We start from the raw sequence: 17,433 nt of genomic DNA on the forward strand, positions 1-17,433 counted from the left end.
TTTGAATCGATTTGCAATGGCTGTTTTGCGGAAAATTCCCCTCGCCACATCACAGAAAAAACATCATGACGTTGTTAAGATAACCGCTACAAATAATTAATATATTGAAATTTAAGAATTTATTTATTGGTTTATATCGGTAGTGAAAATCATTACTAACACCATGGAAATAAATTGCGTGATCCGTCACAAATAATCAAATGCAATCTTGTGATGATTATTTGTGATTAATAGAGTGATGACACCAACCACACAGGGATTGCCCCTCGTGTTCTCATTTTCTGGAGAGAGTTATGGAGATCCTCTACAACGTCTTTACCGTTTTCTTTAATCAGGTAATGACCAACGCCCCGCTGTTGCTGGGTATCGTGACGTGTCTGGGGTACATCCTGCTGCGCAAAAGCGTCAGCGTGATTATCAAAGGCACCATCAAAACCATCATTGGTTTTATGCTGTTGCAGGCGGGGTCTGGCATTCTGACCAGCACGTTTAAGCCGGTTGTTGCCAAAATGTCAGAGGTGTACGGCATTAACGGCGCCATCTCTGACACTTACGCGTCCATGATGGCCACCATCGATCGCATGGGAGATGCGTACAGCTGGGTTGGGTATGCGGTACTGCTCGCGCTGGCGCTGAACATCATTTACGTGCTCCTGCGCCGTATCACCGGTATTCGCACCATCATGCTCACCGGGCACATCATGTTCCAGCAGGCGGGGCTGATTGCCGTTTCTCTCTATATCTTCGGCTACCCGATGTGGACCACGGTCATCTGCACGGCAGTGCTGGTCTCGCTTTACTGGGGCATCACCTCCAACATGATGTATAAGCCAACGCAGGACGTTACGGACGGCTGTGGCTTCTCCATCGGTCACCAGCAGCAGTTTGCCTCCTGGATCGCTTACAAAGTTGCGCCGTACCTGGGCAAAAAAGAGGAGAGTGTTGAAGACCTCAAATTGCCTGGCTGGTTGAATATTTTCCACGACAACATCGTCTCCACGGCAATTGTGATGACCATCTTCTTTGGTGCCATCCTGCTCTCCTTTGGCATTGACGTGGTGCAGGCGATGGCGGGTAAAACCCACTGGACGATCTATATCCTGCAAACCGGTTTCTCCTTCGCGGTGGCCATTTTCATCATCACCCAGGGCGTGCGTATGTTTGTCGCCGAACTGTCGGAAGCGTTTAACGGCATCTCCCAGCGCCTGATCCCTGGCGCGGTGCTGGCGATTGACTGTGCGGCTATCTATAGCTTTGCGCCAAACGCCGTGGTCTGGGGCTTTATGTGGGGCACCATCGGCCAGCTGATTGCGGTGGGCATCCTGGTGGGCTGTGGCTCCTCAATCCTGATTATTCCTGGCTTTATCCCGATGTTCTTCTCCAACGCCACCATCGGCGTGTTTGCTAACCACTTCGGCGGATGGCGCGCAGCGCTCAAGATCTGCCTGGTGATGGGCATGGTTGAAATCTTCGGATGCGTGTGGGCGGTCAAGCTCACCGGCATGAGCGCCTGGATGGGCATGGCGGACTGGTCAATTCTGGCGCCGCCGATGATGCAGGGCTTTGCCTCCGTCGGGCTGGTCTTTATGGCCGTCATCATCCTGATTGCACTGACTTATATGTTCTTCGCTGGCCGTTCGCTGCGAGCTGAAGAAGATGCGGAAAAACAAACAGCAGAAGTTTCTGCTCACTAAGGAGTTTCGATTATGACCGTACGTATCCTGGCTGTGTGTGGCAATGGGCAAGGAAGCTCCATGATCATGAAAATGAAAGTGGATCAGTTTTTAACCCAGTCAAACATTGACCACACGGTGAACAGCTGCGCAGTGGGTGAATACAAAAGTGAACTGAACGGCGCGGACATCATCATCGCCTCAACGCACATTGCCGGCGAGATTAGCGTGTCGGGCAACAAATATGTGGTAGGCGTACGCAACATGCTGTCGCCTGCGGATTTCGGGCCAAAGCTGCTGGAAGTGATCAAAGAACACTTCCCACAAGACGTGAAGTAAGGATGCCACATGAAACTACGTGATTCGCTGGCAGAGAATAACTCCATCCTTTTACAGGCCGAAGCCAGCACCTGGCAGGAAGCGGTGAAGCTGGGCGTGGACCTGCTGGTTAAGGCTGACGTTGTCGAGCCGCGTTATTACCAGGCCATTCTGGATGGCGTGGCGCAGTTTGGACCCTATTTTGTGATTGCCCCGGGGCTGGCAATGCCGCATGGCCGTCCCGAAGAGGGCGTCAAGAAAACCGGTTTTGCGCTGGTGACGTTGAAAAAACCACTGGTGTTCAACCACGAAGATAACGACCCGGTCGACATTCTGATCACCATGGCGGCTGTCGATGCCAACACCCACCAGGAGGTGGGGATCATGCAGATCGTCAATCTGTTTGATGATGAAGCTAATTTTGACCGTTTACGCGCCTGTCGTACCGCGCAGGACGTGCTGGATTTAATTGATAACGCCACTGCGGCGGCCGTTTAAGAGGAATTGAAAATGTCATTACCAATGTTGCAGGTCGCGCTGGATAACCAGACTCTGTCTCACGCTTACGAAACCACCCGTCTGATTGCGGAAGAAGTGGACATCATCGAAGTCGGCACCATTCTGTGCGTGGGCGAAGGCGTTCGTGCGGTTAGTGACCTGAAGGCGCTCTATCCGCATAAAATCGTGCTGGCGGATGCCAAAATCGCCGACGCGGGCAAAATCCTCTCTCGCATGTGCTTTGAAGCCAACGCCGACTGGGTCACCGTGATCTGCTGTGCGGATATCAACACCGCGAAAGGCGCGCTGGACGTGGCGAAAGAGTTCAACGGCGACGTGCAGATTGAACTGACTGGTTTCTGGACCTGGGAGCAGGCGCAGGAGTGGCGCGAAGCGGGTATCCAGCAGGTGGTTTATCACCGTAGCCGTGATGCGCAGGCCGCAGGCGTGGCGTGGGGCGAAGCCGATATCAGCGCGATCAAACGTCTGGCCGATATGGGCTTCAAAGTGACCGTCACCGGTGGCCTGGCGCTGGAGGATCTGCCGCTGTTCCAGGGTATCCCGATTCACGTCTTTATTGCCGGTCGTAGCATTCGTGATGCTGCGTCTCCGGTGGAAGCGGCGCGTCAGTTCAAACGCTCAATCGCTCAGCTTTGGGGTTAAGGAGCGGGTATGTTGTCAAAACAGGTCCCGCTTGGCATCTATGAAAAGGCACTCCCTGCGGGGGAGTGCTGGCTGGAGCGGTTGCAGCTGGCGAAGCAGCTGGGTTTCGATTTTGTCGAAATGTCGGTGGATGAGACGGACGAGCGTCTTTCTCGCCTGGACTGGCGTCGCGACCAGCGTCTGGCGCTGGTGAGCGCCATTGCCGAAACCGGCGTGCGCGTGCCATCCATGTGCCTGAGCGCTCATCGTCGTTTTCCGCTTGGCAGCGAAGATGATGCTGTACGCGCCGAAGGGCTGGAGATCATGCGTAAAGCCATTCGCTTTGCACAGGATGTCGGCATCCGCGTGATCCAACTGGCGGGTTACGATGTTTACTATCAGGAAGCCAACGATGAAACGCGCCGTCGTTTCCGGGAGGGCCTGAAAGAGAGCGTTGAGATGGCAAGCCGTGCGCAGGTGACGCTGGCGATGGAGATCATGGATTATCCGTTGATGAACTCCATCAGCAAGGCGCTGGGCTATGCGCACTATCTGAACAACCCATGGTTCCAGCTTTATCCGGATATCGGAAACCTGTCGGCATGGGATAACGACGTACAGATGGAGCTTCAGGCGGGCATCGGGCATATCGTGGCGGTGCACGTTAAAGATACCCGTCCTGGCGTGTTTAAAAACGTACCGTTCGGCACCGGGGTGGTGGATTTCGAACGGTGCTTCCAGACGCTCAAACAGACAGGTTATTGCGGGCCTTACCTGATTGAGATGTGGAGCGAAACCGCGGACGACCCGGCGGCAGAAGTGGCGAAAGCCCGGGACTGGGTGCGCGAGCGCATGGCGCGGGCAGGGCTGATGGAGGCGGAACATGCTTAAGCTGAAACAGCAGGTCTTTGAAGCCAATATGGATCTCCCGCGCTATGGACTGGTGAAGTTTACCTGGGGCAACGTAAGCGCCATCGATCGCGAGCAGGGGCTAGTGGTGATTAAGCCGAGCGGCGTGGCCTATGACGCCATGAAAGCGGACGATATGGTGGTGGTTGACCTGGAAGGACACGTCGTTGAAGGCAAATGGCGCCCTTCTTCTGATACGGCAACCCACCTGGCGCTGTATCAGCGTTACCCGTCTCTGGGGGGCGTTGTGCATACCCATTCCACGCACGCCACCGCCTGGGCACAGGCCGGGCTGGCGATCCCTGCTTTGGGTACGACGCACGCAGATTACTTCTTCGGCGATATTCCCTGCACGCGAGCGTTAACGCAGGCTGAGGTCGAAGGCGAGTACGAACTTAACACCGGCAGGGTCATTATCGAAACGCTGGGTGAGACGGAACCACTGCATACGCCGGGTATTGTGGTGTACCAGCATGGTCCGTTCTCCTGGGGTAAAGATGCGCATGACGCCGTGCATAACGCGGTGGTGATGGAAGAGGTGGCCAGAATGGCGTGGATTGCGCGCGGCATTAACCCACAGCTTCAGGGCATTGATGATTACCTGATGAACAAGCATTTCATGCGTAAGCATGGCCCGAATGCTTATTACGGGCAGAAGTGAATAAGTGCTCTGGAATACCGAAACAGTTGTAACCGGTGGTATTCCGGAGCCATTCATAAAAAAAGCCCCCGGGCAGGGGGCAAATTATATATGGCTTTGATTTTCGTTGGCTTTCCTGGTGCTAGCGATGTAGCGTTACTGGTAAATATCTGCACTGGCGTGCATATTACCGTTGCTGCCGGGCTCACGTGTCAGCATGACGTGATAGTATTTTGCGCCCTGCGCATCGGTTTCTTCATTAAGCGCCTGATCTGCTTCACTTTCAGTGGCGAAGTTATGATTGATGTAAATAACGCCTAAGCTCTGCACATCATCCATGTTTCTGGCCTGTTGGCTGTCTATTCTGATGGCTGCCATCGCGTTTGCACTGAGCAAAAGCGCAGCCAAAATGGCGATTGCGATTCTTTTCATGATATGCGCTCCACGACTGCGTGCTGTGATACGGGGTAATGTTCTCCTTCTCTGTTCAGTGTCTCTGATTAAAGTGTAATCGCTACCCGGGTTGCGATGGATGACCATTTCTGATGGTGTTGTTCAAAAAAACAGCGCTTCTGATGAGTGCGATTTTAAATCACCCACTTAGAACAGCTTTACCCTTTGTGCGAATTATTTGTGCAATCAGCTTGAGTTTCCTGGGGGGCGCAAGTATTATGACGCGTCAATTTTTCAGCCGACCTTTAACACGTTCCTTGCCTCCCCGGGCCTCGGCTGACCCAGACAGGAGGCTGAATAATCCGTAAGGAGCAATTCGATGCGTCATTACGAAATCGTTTTTATGGTCCACCCTGACCAGAGCGAACAGGTTCCGGGCATGATCGAGCGTTACTCTGCTGCCATCACTGGTGCAGAAGGCACGATCCACCGTCTGGAAGACTGGGGCCGCCGTCAGCTGGCTTACCCGATCAACAAACTGCACAAAGCACACTACGTTCTGATGAACGTTGAAGCTCCGCAGGAAGTGATCGATGAGCTGGAAACTACCTTCCGCTTCAACGATGCCGTTATCCGCAGCATGGTTATGCGTACCAAACACGCAGTGACCGAAGCATCTCCGATGGTTAAAGCGAAAGACGAGCGCCGTGAGCGTCGCGATGATTTCGCAAACGAAACCGCAGATGATTCTGATGCTGGGGATTCTGAAGAGTAATTTCTGATGACCAACCGTCTGGTGTTGTCCGGCACCGTGTGCAGGACCCCCCTTCGAAAGGTCAGCCCATCAGGAATTCCGCATTGCCAGTTCGTGCTTGAGCATCGTTCTGTGCAAGAGGAAGCCGGGTTTCACCGGCAGGCGTGGTGCCAAATGCCCGTAATTATTAGCGGACACGAAAACCAGGCCATTACTCACAGTTTAACGGTCGGTAGCGCAGTAATCGTTCAGGGGTTCATTTCTTGCCACAAGGCAAAGAACGGCCTGAGCAAAATGGTTCTGCATGCCGAGCAGATTGATTTGATAGATTCTGGAGACTAGCCATATGGCACGTTATTTCCGTCGTCGCAAGTTCTGCCGTTTCACCGCGGAAGGCGTTCAAGAGATCGACTATAAAGATATCGCAACGCTGAAAAACTACATCACCGAAAGCGGTAAGATTGTCCCAAGCCGTATCACCGGTACTCGTGCAAAATATCAGCGTCAGCTGGCTCGCGCTATCAAACGCGCTCGCTACCTGTCTCTGCTGCCGTACACTGATCGTCATCAGTAATCGGGCACGGTCCATTAATACGACTTTAAGAGGATAAGGTAATGCAAGTTATTCTGCTTGATAAAGTAGCAAACCTGGGCAGCCTGGGTGATCAGGTAAACGTTAAAGCGGGTTACGCTCGTAACTTCCTGGTTCCACAGGGTAAAGCTGTTCCAGCTACTAAGAAAAACGTAGAGTTTTTCGAAGCACGTCGTGCTGAACTGGAAGCCAAACTGGCTGACGTTCTGGCGGCTGCTAACGCTCGCGCTGAAGCAATCAACGCACTGGGCACCGTTACTATCGCGTCTAAAGCTGGCGACGAAGGTAAACTGTTCGGTTCCATCGGTACCCGCGATATCGCTGATGCAGTTACTGCGGCAGGCGTTAAAGTGGCTAAGAGCGAAGTTCGTATGCCGAACGGCGTTCTGCGTACCACTGGTGAGCACGAAGTTGACTTCCAGGTTCACAGCGAAGTGTTCGCTAAACTGGTTGTTAACGTAGTAGCTGAGTAATTTTTTACTCTGCTCGCGTCGAAGCGCCGGCCTTGTGCCGGCGTTTTGCTTTTTAGCGTGACCCTGCGTCATCTTTTGCTCTTGTAAGGTCGCTATTCCTGACGCATTCTCTGATAATAAATTGAAACGCAATTTTATTTATGAGATTTGTCATGGATACTGCTCTGCCCACGCCCGTCTTTGCCCGTCGCAATGTGGCCTATGCCTGCGCCACGCTCTGCTGTCTGCTTTGGGGAAGCTCGTACCCGGCCATTAAAAGTGGCTACGAACTCTTTCAGATCGCGACCGATGATATCCCCTCCAAAGTCGTCTTTGCCGGATACCGTTTTCTGTTTGCCGGCGCGTTGCTGCTGCTTTTTGCCATGGCCCAGCGAAAGCCGATTGGCAGGCTCACGCCCACGCAGTTTGGCCAGCTCACGATCCTCGGACTGACCCAGACCTCCCTCCAGTACACCTTCTTTTATATCGGCCTGGCCTACACGACCGGGGTGAACGGCTCCATCATGAATGCCACCGGGACCTTCTTCAGCGTGCTGCTGGCGCACTTTATCTACCACAACGACAAACTCAGCTATAACAAAACGCTGGGATGTGTTCTGGGCTTTGCCGGGGTGATGCTGGTGAACTTCCACAGCGGGTTAAGTGAGTTCCAGTTTGTCTGGAAAGGTGACGGATTTGTGGTGCTGGCCGCCTTTATTCTCTCTGCGGCCACGCTTTACGGGAAACGCATTTCCCAGACCGTTGACCCGACGGTGATGACTGGCTGGCAGCTGGGGATAGGCGGGGCGGCACTGGTTGCGGGAGGCTATGCCACGGGCGGGACGCTGGAGGTGCACAGCATGAAAGCCGTCGCCGTGCTGGGGTATCTGACGCTGCTCTCATCCGTGGCGTTCGCCCTGTGGAGCGCGCTGCTGAAAGTAAACCGCGTGAGTATGATTGCCCCGTTCAACTTTGTCATACCTGTAGCAGGGACGGTGCTCTCCGCCATCTTCCTCGGCGAAAACATTCTGGACATCAAATACGCGATTGCGCTGGTGCTGGTCTGCTCGGGGATCTGGTGGGTGAATAAACGGCGTGCCTGAGAACAAAAGTGCCGGGTGGCGGCATCGCCTTACCCGGCCTGGGCCATTAACGTGCTCTGATGAAACTGCCGTCCGGCTGGCGGGTAAACAGTACCTGCTGCCCGTTTCCGGTATCGATCGTTAACCCGGTCACCACCCCGCTGGCATTCTGGCGGATCTGCACCATCTGACCATTTTGCAGGTTGCTGAGCGGTTTGCCTGCCCCCTCGACTTGCGCCATGGCATACACATCCGTTGCTGGCAGATTGTGGTCGCGGAACAGCTGGGCAAGAGTTTTCCCAGGCTCTACGCGATACGAACGCCACTGCTGCTCAATGCCGGTGGGCTGTTGCGCCTGTGGCTCTGAAGGGGCGGCGGCCTGCTCCTGATCTTCCTGAACCGGTTCAGGTTCAACCGGCGCAACCTGGCCCGGATCGTTAGACGGTGTGACCAGCTGCGTCTGCATCGGCTGTGAATCAGGCTGCGGCTGGCTTTGCGACTGGATATCCAGCTCAGCATTCCGGCTGACCGGCGCGGTATCAACGTTGTCACTGCCGGAAGGAAGCAGGAAGCCGATGACGATCAGCAACGCGCCGATAATAATGCCTCTGCGGTGCAAAGGCGGCAGCGGGTCCATGATGCGAAAGTTATCCGGCGCATGCCAGATTTTCGCCAGGGTAGGTTTCAGTTCAAATCGCCCGGGCATGGCTCTCCTCCTGCTCCGCGTCTTTTTATCCTGTCCTGAGAAGTGTAGTTTGCTAACTGCCTGATGGGCGTAACAAAGCCAGCTTTCGTGACATATATTAGGGAAAATCCTGACGGCTACTATTGTTTCCGTTTCGTCGCAGTTTGTCACCTTTACTTAAGACAAAGTTTTACCCATAAGGGCATGGCTGATATGCTGCCCGCTACTTTAAATGTGATGGAAGGAAAACCCATGACCACCCCGACTTTTGACACTATCGAAGCGCAGGCAAGCTACGGCATCGGCTTGCAGGTAGGACAGCAGCTGAGCGAATCCGGCCTGGAAGGTCTGTTACCGGAAGCGCTGGTGGCGGGTATCGCTGACGCGCTGGAAGGCAAGCAGCCCGCTGTGCCGGTTGACGTTGTGCACCGTGCGCTGCGTGAAATCCACGAACGTGCTGACGCCGTACGTCGCGCGCGTTTCGAAGAGATGGCGGCAGAAGGCGTGAAATATCTGGAAGAGAACCGTGAGCGTGAAGGCGTGAACAGCACCGAGTCCGGCTTGCAGTTCCGCGTAATCAATCAGGGTGATGGCGCAATCCCGGCGCGTACCGACCACGTTCGCGTACACTACACCGGTAAGCTGATCGACGGTACCGTGTTCGACAGCTCCGTCGCACGTGGCGAACCGGCTGAGTTCCCGGTCAACGGCGTTATCGCAGGCTGGATCGAAGCCCTGACCCTGATGCCAGTAGGTTCCAAATGGGAACTCACTATCCCGCACAACCTGGCTTACGGCGAGCGTGGCGCTGGCGCGTCCATTCCGCCATTCAGCACCCTGGTGTTTGAAGTCGAGCTGCTGGAAATCCTGTAATCGGTTTTTCTTATTTTCCTCTCTCCGATCGGGGAGAGGAAAATAGCGATAAAACCCGGAGTTACGACGAAATCAACATTTTGTATTGCAAACGAAACTGTTACGTGTATTTTTGTGAGCTGTTTCGCGCTGTATGAGTGATATGACACTCACTTTCAACATATTATTAACATAATATTCAAATCATAGTATTCATCCCGCCGATTCTTACCTACTATCGATTAGTCCTTACACAGGGTCCGTCATTTATTTGGCGTATATAAAGGCCAGAAGAGCCTTAACAACACAGACAGGCATAAACAGGAAAATATCACATGGTAGATCAGGTCAAAGTCGCCGCCGCAGAAGAGGCGACGTCTGAACAGTCGCTACGGCGAAATCTCACGAACCGTCACATTCAGCTTATTGCCATTGGTGGAGCCATCGGCACCGGGCTGTTTATGGGCTCGGGCAAAACCATCAGTCTTGCCGGCCCGTCGATCATCTTCGTTTATATGATCATCGGTTTTATGCTCTTTTTCGTGATGCGTGCAATGGGTGAATTGCTGCTCTCGAATCTTGAATACAAATCCTTCAGCGACTTCGCGTCAGACCTGCTCGGCCCGTGGGCGGGCTATTTTACCGGCTGGACCTACTGGTTCTGCTGGGTGGTTACCGGCATGGCGGATGTTGTCGCTATTACGGCCTACGCCCAATTCTGGTTCCCCGGCCTGTCGGACTGGGTGGCTTCGCTGGCGGTGATTGTTCTGCTGCTGAGCCTGAACCTCGCCACCGTTAAAATGTTCGGTGAGATGGAGTTCTGGTTCGCGATGATCAAAATCGTCGCCATCATCGCGCTGATTGTCGTCGGGCTGGTGATGGTGCTGACGCACTTCCAGTCGCCAACCGGCGTACAGGCCTCGTTTGCCCATCTGTGGAATGACGGCGGCTGGTTCCCGAAAGGTATCAGCGGCTTCTTTGCCGGCTTCCAGATTGCGGTGTTTGCGTTTGTCGGGATTGAGCTGGTCGGTACCACGGCGGCGGAAACCAAAGATCCGGAGAAATCCCTGCCGCGTGCGATCAATTCCATTCCGCTGCGTATCATCATGTTCTACGTGTTCGCGCTGATCGTCATTATGTCCGTGACGCCATGGAGCTCGGTGGTGCCAACCAAGAGCCCGTTCGTCGAGCTGTTCGTGCTGGTGGGGCTGCCTGCTGCCGCGAGCCTGATTAACTTTGTGGTGCTGACCTCTGCGGCCTCTTCCGCGAACAGCGGCGTCTTCTCCACCAGCCGTATGCTGTTCGGCCTGGCGCAGGAGGGCGTTGCTCCCAGCGCGTTTGCCAAACTGTCTAAACGCGCGGTACCAGCGAAAGGGCTGACCTTCTCCTGCATCTGTCTGCTGGGCGGTGTGGTGATGCTCTACGTCAACCCGAGCGTAATCGGCGCGTTCACCATGATCACCACGGTGTCGGCGATCCTGTTTATGTTCGTCTGGACCATCATCCTCTGCTCGTACCTGGTGTACCGCAAGCAGCGTCCACACCTGCACGAGAAGTCGATCTACAAGATGCCGCTGGGCAAGCTGATGTGCTGGGTGTGCATGGCGTTCTTCGTCTTCGTGCTGGTGCTGCTGACGCTGGAAGAAGATACCCGACAGGCGCTGATGGTCACGCCGCTGTGGTTTATCGCGCTGGGGCTGGGCTGGCTGTTTATCGGTAAGAAACGTATGGCGGGCATGCGCTAAGCATGTTGCCGGGTGGCGCTGACGCTTACCCGGCCTAGGTTCGCGGATGTTGTAGGCCCGGTAAGCGCTAGCGCCACCGGGCTTTTTTATTTACCCGATAATGCACGCGGGAACAGAACGTTATTCTCAAGACTAATGTGTTCCATCAGATCGTCGATCATCTCGTTAATGCCGTTGTACATGGCTTTCCAGGTGGTGCACGCTTCTGGCGGCGGTGTGACGTTGTTGGTGGTGTGTTTGATCACTTCCAGCAGTTCGCCGGCGTCATCATGTTCGCTTTCCATCACGCTGATGGGCCCCATGGCCTGGCTGCCCATGCCCTGTTTGATCATCGGGAAGAGGATCTGCTCCTCTTTCATCATGTGGCTGGAAAGTTCTTCGTGCAGCATGGTCAGGTATTTCGCCAGGCCGCGCGGTACGGAAGGTTTATCGGCATGAACGCGTTCAACTTTGGTCGCCTGTAAAATCAGCTCCGGCAGCTGCTCGCGGTGACGATCGTGGTAACGCACAATGATATGGTCGATGATTTCAGCCAGCGGCGCGGTGCGCCAGTCTTTGTCGACAGGCTGTTCAGCCAGCTGAGCCAGCTCCGCTTCGATAGCCTCCACATCCAGCTCTTTACGCGACGCTGCGCGCGCCAGCGTTTGCTTACCACCGCAGCAGTAATCCATATCGTATTTACGGAACAGCGCAGAAGCGCGAGGGATGGAGAGCGCCAGCTCGCCTAAGGGTTGGTCGCGGAAGGCCATAACAGTTACCTCATCATCAGGAATATAAGATGCATTTTAAATGCATCTTTGGGTGGATACTATAACCCTTTAGAGGCAAGGGTGAAAATGAGAAGGGGATCACAAAAAAAGCGTGCTTTTAACTTGCTGATTGAATGCAGAAAAGGGCTTTCGAAAGTTTTTAAAGGTGGAGAAACAGTAAACAACCTGCCGCGCGTGCCGATAGATACAGGTCAGACAATACCTGTATATAAAAAAGGCAACGCATGTTTAAACGTATAAAAGTCATTACTCTTTTGATTTCGGTGCTGCTTGTGCTCGGCATCATGCAGCTGATCTCCGCTGGCATTTTCATTAACGCACTCAATAACGATAAAGAGAACTTCACCGTTTCTCAGCTTTCCAGCCAGAACGTCGCGGAGTTTACCGACGCCTGGATCAGCCTGAACCAGGCGCGCGTCACCCTCAACCGCGGCATGTTGCGCCTGCAAAGCAGCATGGCGTCGCAGATTAATGGCGGACAGCTGAACGAGCTGGTCAATACCGCGAAAAACCTGCTGGCCGATGCCCAGACCCATTACGATAAATACTACGCGCTGCCGGAAACGCCGGGTATGGACGAGCACCTGGCCGATCGCCTGGAAGAGCAGTACCGCGTCTACTCCGCCACGCTGACGCAAATGAACGTTCTGCTGGGGCAGGGCAATCTGGAAGATATGTTCAAACAAAATGCCGAACAGAAGCAGACCGCGATGCAAAAGGTTTATCGCGAGTGGCGTGAGGCGCAGGCCGTGCTGGCCGCCAAAGGTATCCAGGACAATGAAAGCGACTACAAACGCATTCTGTGGATCCTTTCTGCGGTGATGCTGCTGGTGATCGCGGTGATTATTTCCAGCTGGATTGCGATGCGCCGTGTGCTGCTGCTGCCGCTGGAAGAGGTGATCAACCATATCCGCGCCATTGCCGCAGGGGATTTAACCCAGCCGATTCAGGCTGAGGGTAAAAATGAAATGGCGATCCTGGCGCGCAACGTTCAGGAGATGCAGACTGCGCTGGCCAACACGGTGGGCGTGGTGCGTGAAGGCGCAGATACCATCTACACCGGCGCGGGTGAAATCTCGGCGGGCAGCAACGATCTCTCCTCTCGTACCGAGCAACAGGCCGCTTCTCTGGAAGAGACGGCAGCCAGCATGGAACAGTTAACCGCCACCGTGAAGCAAAACGCCGATAACGCGCGTCAGGCGTCGCGTCTGGCGCTGGACGCCTCCTCCACCGCGAAGAAGGGCGGTAACGTGGTCGAGGGCGTTGTGCGCACCATGGATGAAATCGCCACCAGTTCCAGCAAAATCGCGCAAATTACTAACGTGATCGACGGCATTGCCTTCCAGACCAATATTCTGGCGCTGAACGCGGCGGTAGAAGCGGCGCGTGCGGGCGAGCAGGGACGTGGCTTCGCGGTTGTCGCGGGCGAGGTGCGTACCCTTGCCCAGCGCAGCGCGCAGGCGGCGAAAGAGATCAAAGCGCTGATCGATGATTCCGGCGAACGCGTCAACGCGGGTTCTCAGCTGGTAAATGAAGCGGGCGCGACGATGGCGGAGATCGTCAATGCGGTTACGCGCGTGACGGACATCATGGGTGAGATTGCGTCGGCCTCCGACGAACAGAGCCGCGGTATCGACCAGGTGGGTCAGGCGGTGGCGGAGATGGATCGCGTCACCCAGCAGAACGCCTCGCTGGTGGAAGAGTCTGCGGCGGCAGCTGCGGCGCTGGAAGATCAGGCTGCACGCCTGAACGACGCGGTGGCGGTGTTTAAGATCACCCGCAACCAGGCGGTGAAAGCCGCGCCGGTTAAGACCTATGCACCTAAAGCGCAGCCCCTCGCGGCGGCGTCTGAAGCGAACTGGGAAACGTTCTGATACTGTGCCGGGTGGCGCTGACGCTTACCCGGCCTACGGTTTGTAGGCCCTGCAAGCGAAGCGCCGCTGGGCGAAAAGCTCACCCCTCCGACGCCGGAACGACCATCGGTTTTTCCGGCTTCGCTCTCACCGCAATCACCACCCCAACGACCAGCAGCGCGATCCCGCAGGCCGTTAGCAGCGGCGGCACGCTCTGACGCATCAGGAAGGTATAGAGCAGCCCTGCCAGCGTCTCAAAGACAATCAGCGGCCCCAGTATCACCGTCGGCAGCTTCTGGCTGGCAATGTTCCAGCACAGCGCACCCACCCACGAACAGAGCACGGCAATGGCGACCATTAACCCGACGAATACCCACGGGCGCGGTCCGAAGGGCAGGGTAAATGCCGGTTGCTGGCTACCCAGCCAGACACACGTGCCCACATAGCCCAGCAACGAGACAGGGAGGGTGACCAGCGCCTGCGCCGTCGCCCACATCATCGGATGTTTATCCGGGTTTTCCCGCAGCCAGCGTGCGTTGCGCAGGGCATACCAGGCCCAACAGACAACCGAGATAAACGCCAGAAAGATCCCTGAACCGTAACGCCACAAGCTGAAGTTTTCGAGGCCGTGGCGAAGCTCGGCAATATTCACGCACACCAGCCCCACGGCGATGCAGACCAGAGCGGGCGCCATTTTTGACCACGCCAGTTTGCCGTCACGCTGGCTGTAAAGCAGGTTCGCGAAAACCGGGATGACCACCGGTAGCGTGCCGATAATCATGGTCGACACCGGCGCACCGGTGCGCTGAATGGCGCTCGCCAGACAGACGTAGTAGATCAGATTACCCATCATGGTCAGCGCCAGCGCGGTGAGCCAGTCCTGGCGGCCCAGCTGACGCAGACGCGCGCGCCCCAGCCACGCCAGCGGCACGGCAATCAGCCCCAGCGCCAGGTAACGTCCGGTCGACTGCAAAATTGCCGGGTACTCCGGCACAATCAGCGGGCCGACAAAAATCAGCCCCCACATCAAACCCGCAAGCAGGGCATACAACACGCCGCTAATCATTTTTCCATCCATCTTGATTCACTTTGCGATCAGTGTAGGAGGGCAAAACGCGCGCGTATTGTATGAGGTTGCGCATTAGCGCGGCATAACCTGTTTCTGGTAGCGCACGGGCGTGATGCCGTAGCGACGGGTGAATGCGCGGGTTAAATGCGACTGATCGGTCAGCCCGGTCGCGGCGGCCACCTCGGCGGCAGGCATGCCGTGGGTGAGGAATGCTTTTGCGCGCCACAGCCGGATGGCCATCAGCATCTGGTGGGGCGTAACGTGGAAATGGGCTTTGAACTGGCGCTGAAAATGGTACGGGCTGAGCGAGACAACGTTAGCCAGCTCGTCCAGGGTCAGCGAGCGCATATAGTTGTCGTGCAGATAATCGCGAACGCGTTCGAAGCGGTGCGCGGCCTCCTGCACCACCGGCGCATGATGGGCCAGTGGCTGAAAAGTCTGAATCAAATCCAGTAGCAGCCCCTTCTGCGCCAGCGGATCGTTGGTGTGCCACAAGCCGTAAATTAACCGGCCAATCTGCTGCGAGCGCAAAGGGTCGTGGCGCGTGACGTCATTAAACCACCAGTGACGCAGGCCGGTGACCTCTTCCAGCAGGTCGGGTTCGATGTAGACCATCCGGTAGCGCCAGCCGCCTTCGGTGGCGGATTCCCCGGTGTGGATCTCGTCCGGGTTCATGGTCACGACGGATTTTTCCGCGGCAAGATGCTGGGTACCGCGATAGCGGAAGCGTTCGGCACCGGTTTCGATGGTGCCGATACCGAAGGCTTCATGAGTGTGAGGCTCAAAGGCGTAGTCAGAGATATGGGCGTGATAAAGCTCCAGGCCCGGCAGCTGCGCCAGATGGCGAAAGCGCGCGCTGTCTCTCTCATCAGTGAACTGTTCCGGTACGCCTTGCACGGTGAGCCTCCTTGTGGGTCATCGCTTCATTATCAGAGATGACCCGAGGGGATGCCACAAAAAATAACCAATTTTTAACAACTACAGGATGGCTTTGACGCTTTCCGCCAGTGATGTGGTTGGGCGGCCGATCAGTTTGCTCAGGGTACGGCTGTCGTCGAACAGGCCGCCTTTGGACGCGCCGGTGTCGGAGTCCGCCAGCATCTCCGCCAGCCCGGCAGGCAGACCAACGCCCTTCAGCGCAGCGGCGAAATCGGCTTCGCTGAGGTTCTGATACGTTACCGGCTTACCGCTCTGCTTGCTCAGTTCCGCAGCCAGTTCGCTCAGCGTCCAGGCATTATCACCCGCCAGTTCATACACCTTGCCGGCATGACCCTCTTCAGAAATCACTTTCGCTGCCGCCGCCGCGTAATCCGCACGGGTCGCAGAGGCAATTTTGCCTTCGCCTGCGGCACCCATAAATACGCCGTGTTCCAGCGCTGGCGGCGCGCTTGCCAGATAGTTTTCGGTGTACCAGCCGTTGCGCAGCAGAGCGTAAGGCACGCCAGAGGCCGCCAGGGCATTTTCGGTTTCGACGTGCTCAACGTGCAGACCCAGCGGAGATTTGTCAGCATGCAGCAGGCTGGTATAGGCGATGAATTTCACCCCGGCGGCTTTGGCGGCGTTTATCACGTTCTGGTGCTGTACGGCACGCTGGCCCACTTCGCTGGAGGAGATGAGCAGCAGTTTATCCACGCCGTTCAGCGCGGTGGTAAATGCGGCTTCATCGGTGTAATCCGCCTGACGCACAACGACCCCTTGCTGACGCAACGCTTCGGCTTTCGCCGGGTTACGCACAATAGCCACGATCTGGCTGGCCGGAACGGTTTTCAGCAGTTCTTCAATAACGTGTTGGCCAAGCTGGCCAGTTGCGCCGGTAATCGCGATCATGATGAATCTCCTTCGTGTTTGTCTGGTGTTGTGGCACACTATCACCATAACTAACTTTTAGTAAGTACGTACAAAAAGGTAAGTATGAAAACAACAATACCAACGCTCAGCGAGCAAATGCGCGATGGCAACCTCTTTGCGGAACAGTGCCCGTCACGGGAGGTGCTCAAACACGTAACCAGCCGCTGGGGCGTGCTGATCCTGGTGGCGTTACGTCAGGGGACGCATCGCTTCAGCGATCTGCGCCGCAAGATGGGCGGCGTCAGCGAGAAGATGCTGGCTCAGTCTTTACAGGCGCTGGAGCATGACGGGTTTGTCGATCGCGTGTCGTATCCGGTCGTGCCGCCGCATGTGGAGTATAGCCTGACGCCGATGGGGCAGGAGGTAAGCGAGAAGGTGGCCGCGCTGGCCGACTGGATTGAGGTCAATACGCCGCAGGTGATGGCGAATAGGGACGAGCGTGCGGCGTAAACGCCGGGTATGTGCGGCCTGATGCCCTCACCCTGACCCTCTCCCACGGGGCTGAGGGTTCCCCACAAAATAATGCCTGCACAGACGGCCCCCTCTCCCTTGAGGGAGAGGGCTGGGGTGAGGGGGAACATACGGCTCTGGTGGTCATTCCGTTCACTTTATGTTCCTTGCTACTCTGTCACGACATGACCGGTGAACGTGCCAGGGT

21 protein-coding genes are annotated in these 17,433 nt (G+C 55.8%); 15 read left to right on the plus strand and 6 right to left on the minus strand.

Going from position 1 to position 17,433, the window contains the following annotated elements; genetic code table 11:
• The first annotated feature begins 293 nt into the window (after positions 1 to 293).
• Genes ulaA through INF61_RS16380 form a run of 6 tightly spaced genes read left to right on the plus strand, consistent with a single transcriptional unit; the run spans position 294 to position 4,701 of the window.
• On the plus strand, positions 294 to 1,694 hold the full coding sequence (ulaA, locus tag INF61_RS16355; RefSeq protein WP_193547924.1) for a PTS ascorbate transporter subunit IIC: 1,401 nt from the start codon (positions 294 to 296) through the stop codon (positions 1,692 to 1,694).
• A gap of 12 nt (positions 1,695 to 1,706) precedes the next feature.
• The gene (gene ulaB / locus INF61_RS16360) at positions 1,707 to 2,012 is read left to right on the plus strand and encodes a PTS ascorbate transporter subunit IIB (protein WP_003856022.1); all 306 of its coding nucleotides are present in this window, start codon (positions 1,707 to 1,709) and stop codon (positions 2,010 to 2,012) included.
• 9 nt (positions 2,013 to 2,021) lie between these two features.
• Positions 2,022 to 2,489, plus strand: coding sequence for a PTS ascorbate transporter subunit IIA (gene ulaC, locus INF61_RS16365; RefSeq protein ID WP_023302961.1), 468 nt, complete (start codon positions 2,022 to 2,024; stop codon positions 2,487 to 2,489).
• A gap of 12 nt (positions 2,490 to 2,501) precedes the next feature.
• Positions 2,502 to 3,152, plus strand: coding sequence for a 3-keto-L-gulonate-6-phosphate decarboxylase UlaD (ulaD, locus tag INF61_RS16370; protein ID WP_017383946.1), 651 nt, complete (start codon positions 2,502 to 2,504; stop codon positions 3,150 to 3,152).
• 9 nt (positions 3,153 to 3,161) lie between these two features.
• Entirely contained in the window at positions 3,162 to 4,022 is an 861-nt protein-coding gene (locus tag INF61_RS16375; RefSeq protein ID WP_015572478.1) for an L-ribulose-5-phosphate 3-epimerase, read from the plus strand.
• Entirely contained in the window at positions 4,015 to 4,701 is a 687-nt protein-coding gene (locus INF61_RS16380; RefSeq protein WP_193547925.1) for an L-ribulose-5-phosphate 4-epimerase, read from the plus strand. Before INF61_RS16375 ends, INF61_RS16380 begins: the two co-directional genes overlap by 8 nt.
• Before the next feature lie 135 nt (positions 4,702 to 4,836).
• On the opposite strand, the gene yjfY is transcribed toward INF61_RS16380, so the two are convergent.
• On the minus strand, positions 4,837 to 5,112 hold the full coding sequence (gene yjfY / locus INF61_RS16385) for a DUF1471 family protein YjfY (RefSeq protein WP_017383944.1): 276 nt from the start codon (positions 5,110 to 5,112) through the stop codon (positions 4,837 to 4,839).
• A 340-nt stretch (positions 5,113 to 5,452) separates the two neighbouring features.
• On the opposite strand from yjfY, the gene rpsF reads away from it, so the two are divergent.
• From rpsF to INF61_RS16410, 5 genes are all read left to right on the plus strand, one after another.
• Entirely contained in the window at positions 5,453 to 5,848 is a 396-nt protein-coding gene (gene rpsF, locus INF61_RS16390) for a 30S ribosomal protein S6 (protein WP_003856034.1), read from the plus strand.
• Between the two features lie 6 nt (positions 5,849 to 5,854).
• Positions 5,855 to 6,169, plus strand: coding sequence for a primosomal replication protein N (gene priB / locus INF61_RS16395; protein WP_003856035.1), 315 nt, complete (start codon positions 5,855 to 5,857; stop codon positions 6,167 to 6,169).
• A 4-nt stretch (positions 6,170 to 6,173) separates the two neighbouring features.
• On the plus strand, positions 6,174 to 6,401 hold the full coding sequence (gene rpsR, locus INF61_RS16400; RefSeq protein WP_000135199.1) for a 30S ribosomal protein S18: 228 nt from the start codon (positions 6,174 to 6,176) through the stop codon (positions 6,399 to 6,401).
• Between the two features lie 41 nt (positions 6,402 to 6,442).
• The gene (gene rplI, locus INF61_RS16405; protein WP_006810372.1) at positions 6,443 to 6,892 is read left to right on the plus strand and encodes a 50S ribosomal protein L9; all 450 of its coding nucleotides are present in this window, start codon (positions 6,443 to 6,445) and stop codon (positions 6,890 to 6,892) included.
• Positions 6,893 to 7,044: 152 nt separating this feature from the next.
• Positions 7,045 to 7,974: a DMT family transporter gene (locus INF61_RS16410; protein ID WP_032646988.1), complete on the plus strand. Its 930-nt coding sequence runs from the start codon at positions 7,045 to 7,047 to the stop codon at positions 7,972 to 7,974.
• A 46-nt stretch (positions 7,975 to 8,020) separates the two neighbouring features.
• Here INF61_RS16410 and INF61_RS16415 read toward each other — a convergent pair whose 3' ends face one another.
• Entirely contained in the window at positions 8,021 to 8,659 is a 639-nt protein-coding gene (locus tag INF61_RS16415) for an OapA family protein (RefSeq protein WP_015572481.1), read from the minus strand.
• A 231-nt stretch (positions 8,660 to 8,890) separates the two neighbouring features.
• On the opposite strand from INF61_RS16415, the gene fklB reads away from it, so the two are divergent.
• Entirely contained in the window at positions 8,891 to 9,511 is a 621-nt protein-coding gene (fklB, locus tag INF61_RS16420; RefSeq protein WP_008502892.1) for an FKBP-type peptidyl-prolyl cis-trans isomerase, read from the plus strand.
• Between the two features lie 314 nt (positions 9,512 to 9,825).
• A complete protein-coding gene (gene cycA, locus INF61_RS16425) occupies positions 9,826 to 11,235 on the plus strand; it encodes a D-serine/D-alanine/glycine transporter (RefSeq protein ID WP_015572483.1) in 1,410 nt (469 codons plus the stop codon).
• A gap of 86 nt (positions 11,236 to 11,321) precedes the next feature.
• On the opposite strand, the gene ytfE is transcribed toward cycA, so the two are convergent.
• Positions 11,322 to 11,984: an iron-sulfur cluster repair protein YtfE gene (gene ytfE, locus INF61_RS16430; RefSeq protein WP_015572484.1), complete on the minus strand. Its 663-nt coding sequence runs from the start codon at positions 11,982 to 11,984 to the stop codon at positions 11,322 to 11,324.
• 245 nt (positions 11,985 to 12,229) lie between these two features.
• Here ytfE and INF61_RS16435 point away from each other — a divergent pair, with 245 nt between their 5' ends.
• Positions 12,230 to 13,879 carry a methyl-accepting chemotaxis protein gene (locus tag INF61_RS16435; protein ID WP_039271950.1) on the plus strand — a complete coding sequence of 550 codons (1,650 nt, stop codon included), beginning with the start codon at positions 12,230 to 12,232 and terminating at the stop codon, positions 13,877 to 13,879.
• A 79-nt stretch (positions 13,880 to 13,958) separates the two neighbouring features.
• On the opposite strand, the gene INF61_RS16440 is transcribed toward INF61_RS16435, so the two are convergent.
• The 3 genes from INF61_RS16440 to INF61_RS16450 form a co-directional block, all read right to left on the minus strand.
• The gene (locus INF61_RS16440) at positions 13,959 to 14,924 is read right to left on the minus strand and encodes a DMT family transporter (protein ID WP_193547926.1); all 966 of its coding nucleotides are present in this window, start codon (positions 14,922 to 14,924) and stop codon (positions 13,959 to 13,961) included.
• A gap of 75 nt (positions 14,925 to 14,999) precedes the next feature.
• Positions 15,000 to 15,824 carry an AraC family transcriptional regulator gene (locus INF61_RS16445; protein ID WP_017694662.1) on the minus strand — a complete coding sequence of 275 codons (825 nt, stop codon included), beginning with the start codon at positions 15,822 to 15,824 and terminating at the stop codon, positions 15,000 to 15,002.
• 81 nt (positions 15,825 to 15,905) lie between these two features.
• Positions 15,906 to 16,754 (minus strand): SDR family oxidoreductase, encoded by an 849-nt coding sequence (locus INF61_RS16450; protein ID WP_017383937.1) that lies wholly within the window; start codon positions 16,752 to 16,754, stop codon positions 15,906 to 15,908.
• Between the two features lie 84 nt (positions 16,755 to 16,838).
• On the opposite strand from INF61_RS16450, the gene INF61_RS16455 reads away from it, so the two are divergent.
• Positions 16,839 to 17,225: a helix-turn-helix domain-containing protein gene (locus tag INF61_RS16455; protein WP_023302966.1), complete on the plus strand. Its 387-nt coding sequence runs from the start codon at positions 16,839 to 16,841 to the stop codon at positions 17,223 to 17,225.
• Positions 17,226 to 17,433: the final 208 nt, after the last annotated feature.

The sequence above is a fragment of the Enterobacter cloacae complex sp. P18RS genome (assembly GCF_014982105.1).
In the GTDB taxonomy this organism is placed as follows: Bacteria; Pseudomonadota; Gammaproteobacteria; order Enterobacterales; family Enterobacteriaceae; genus Enterobacter; species Enterobacter hormaechei_C.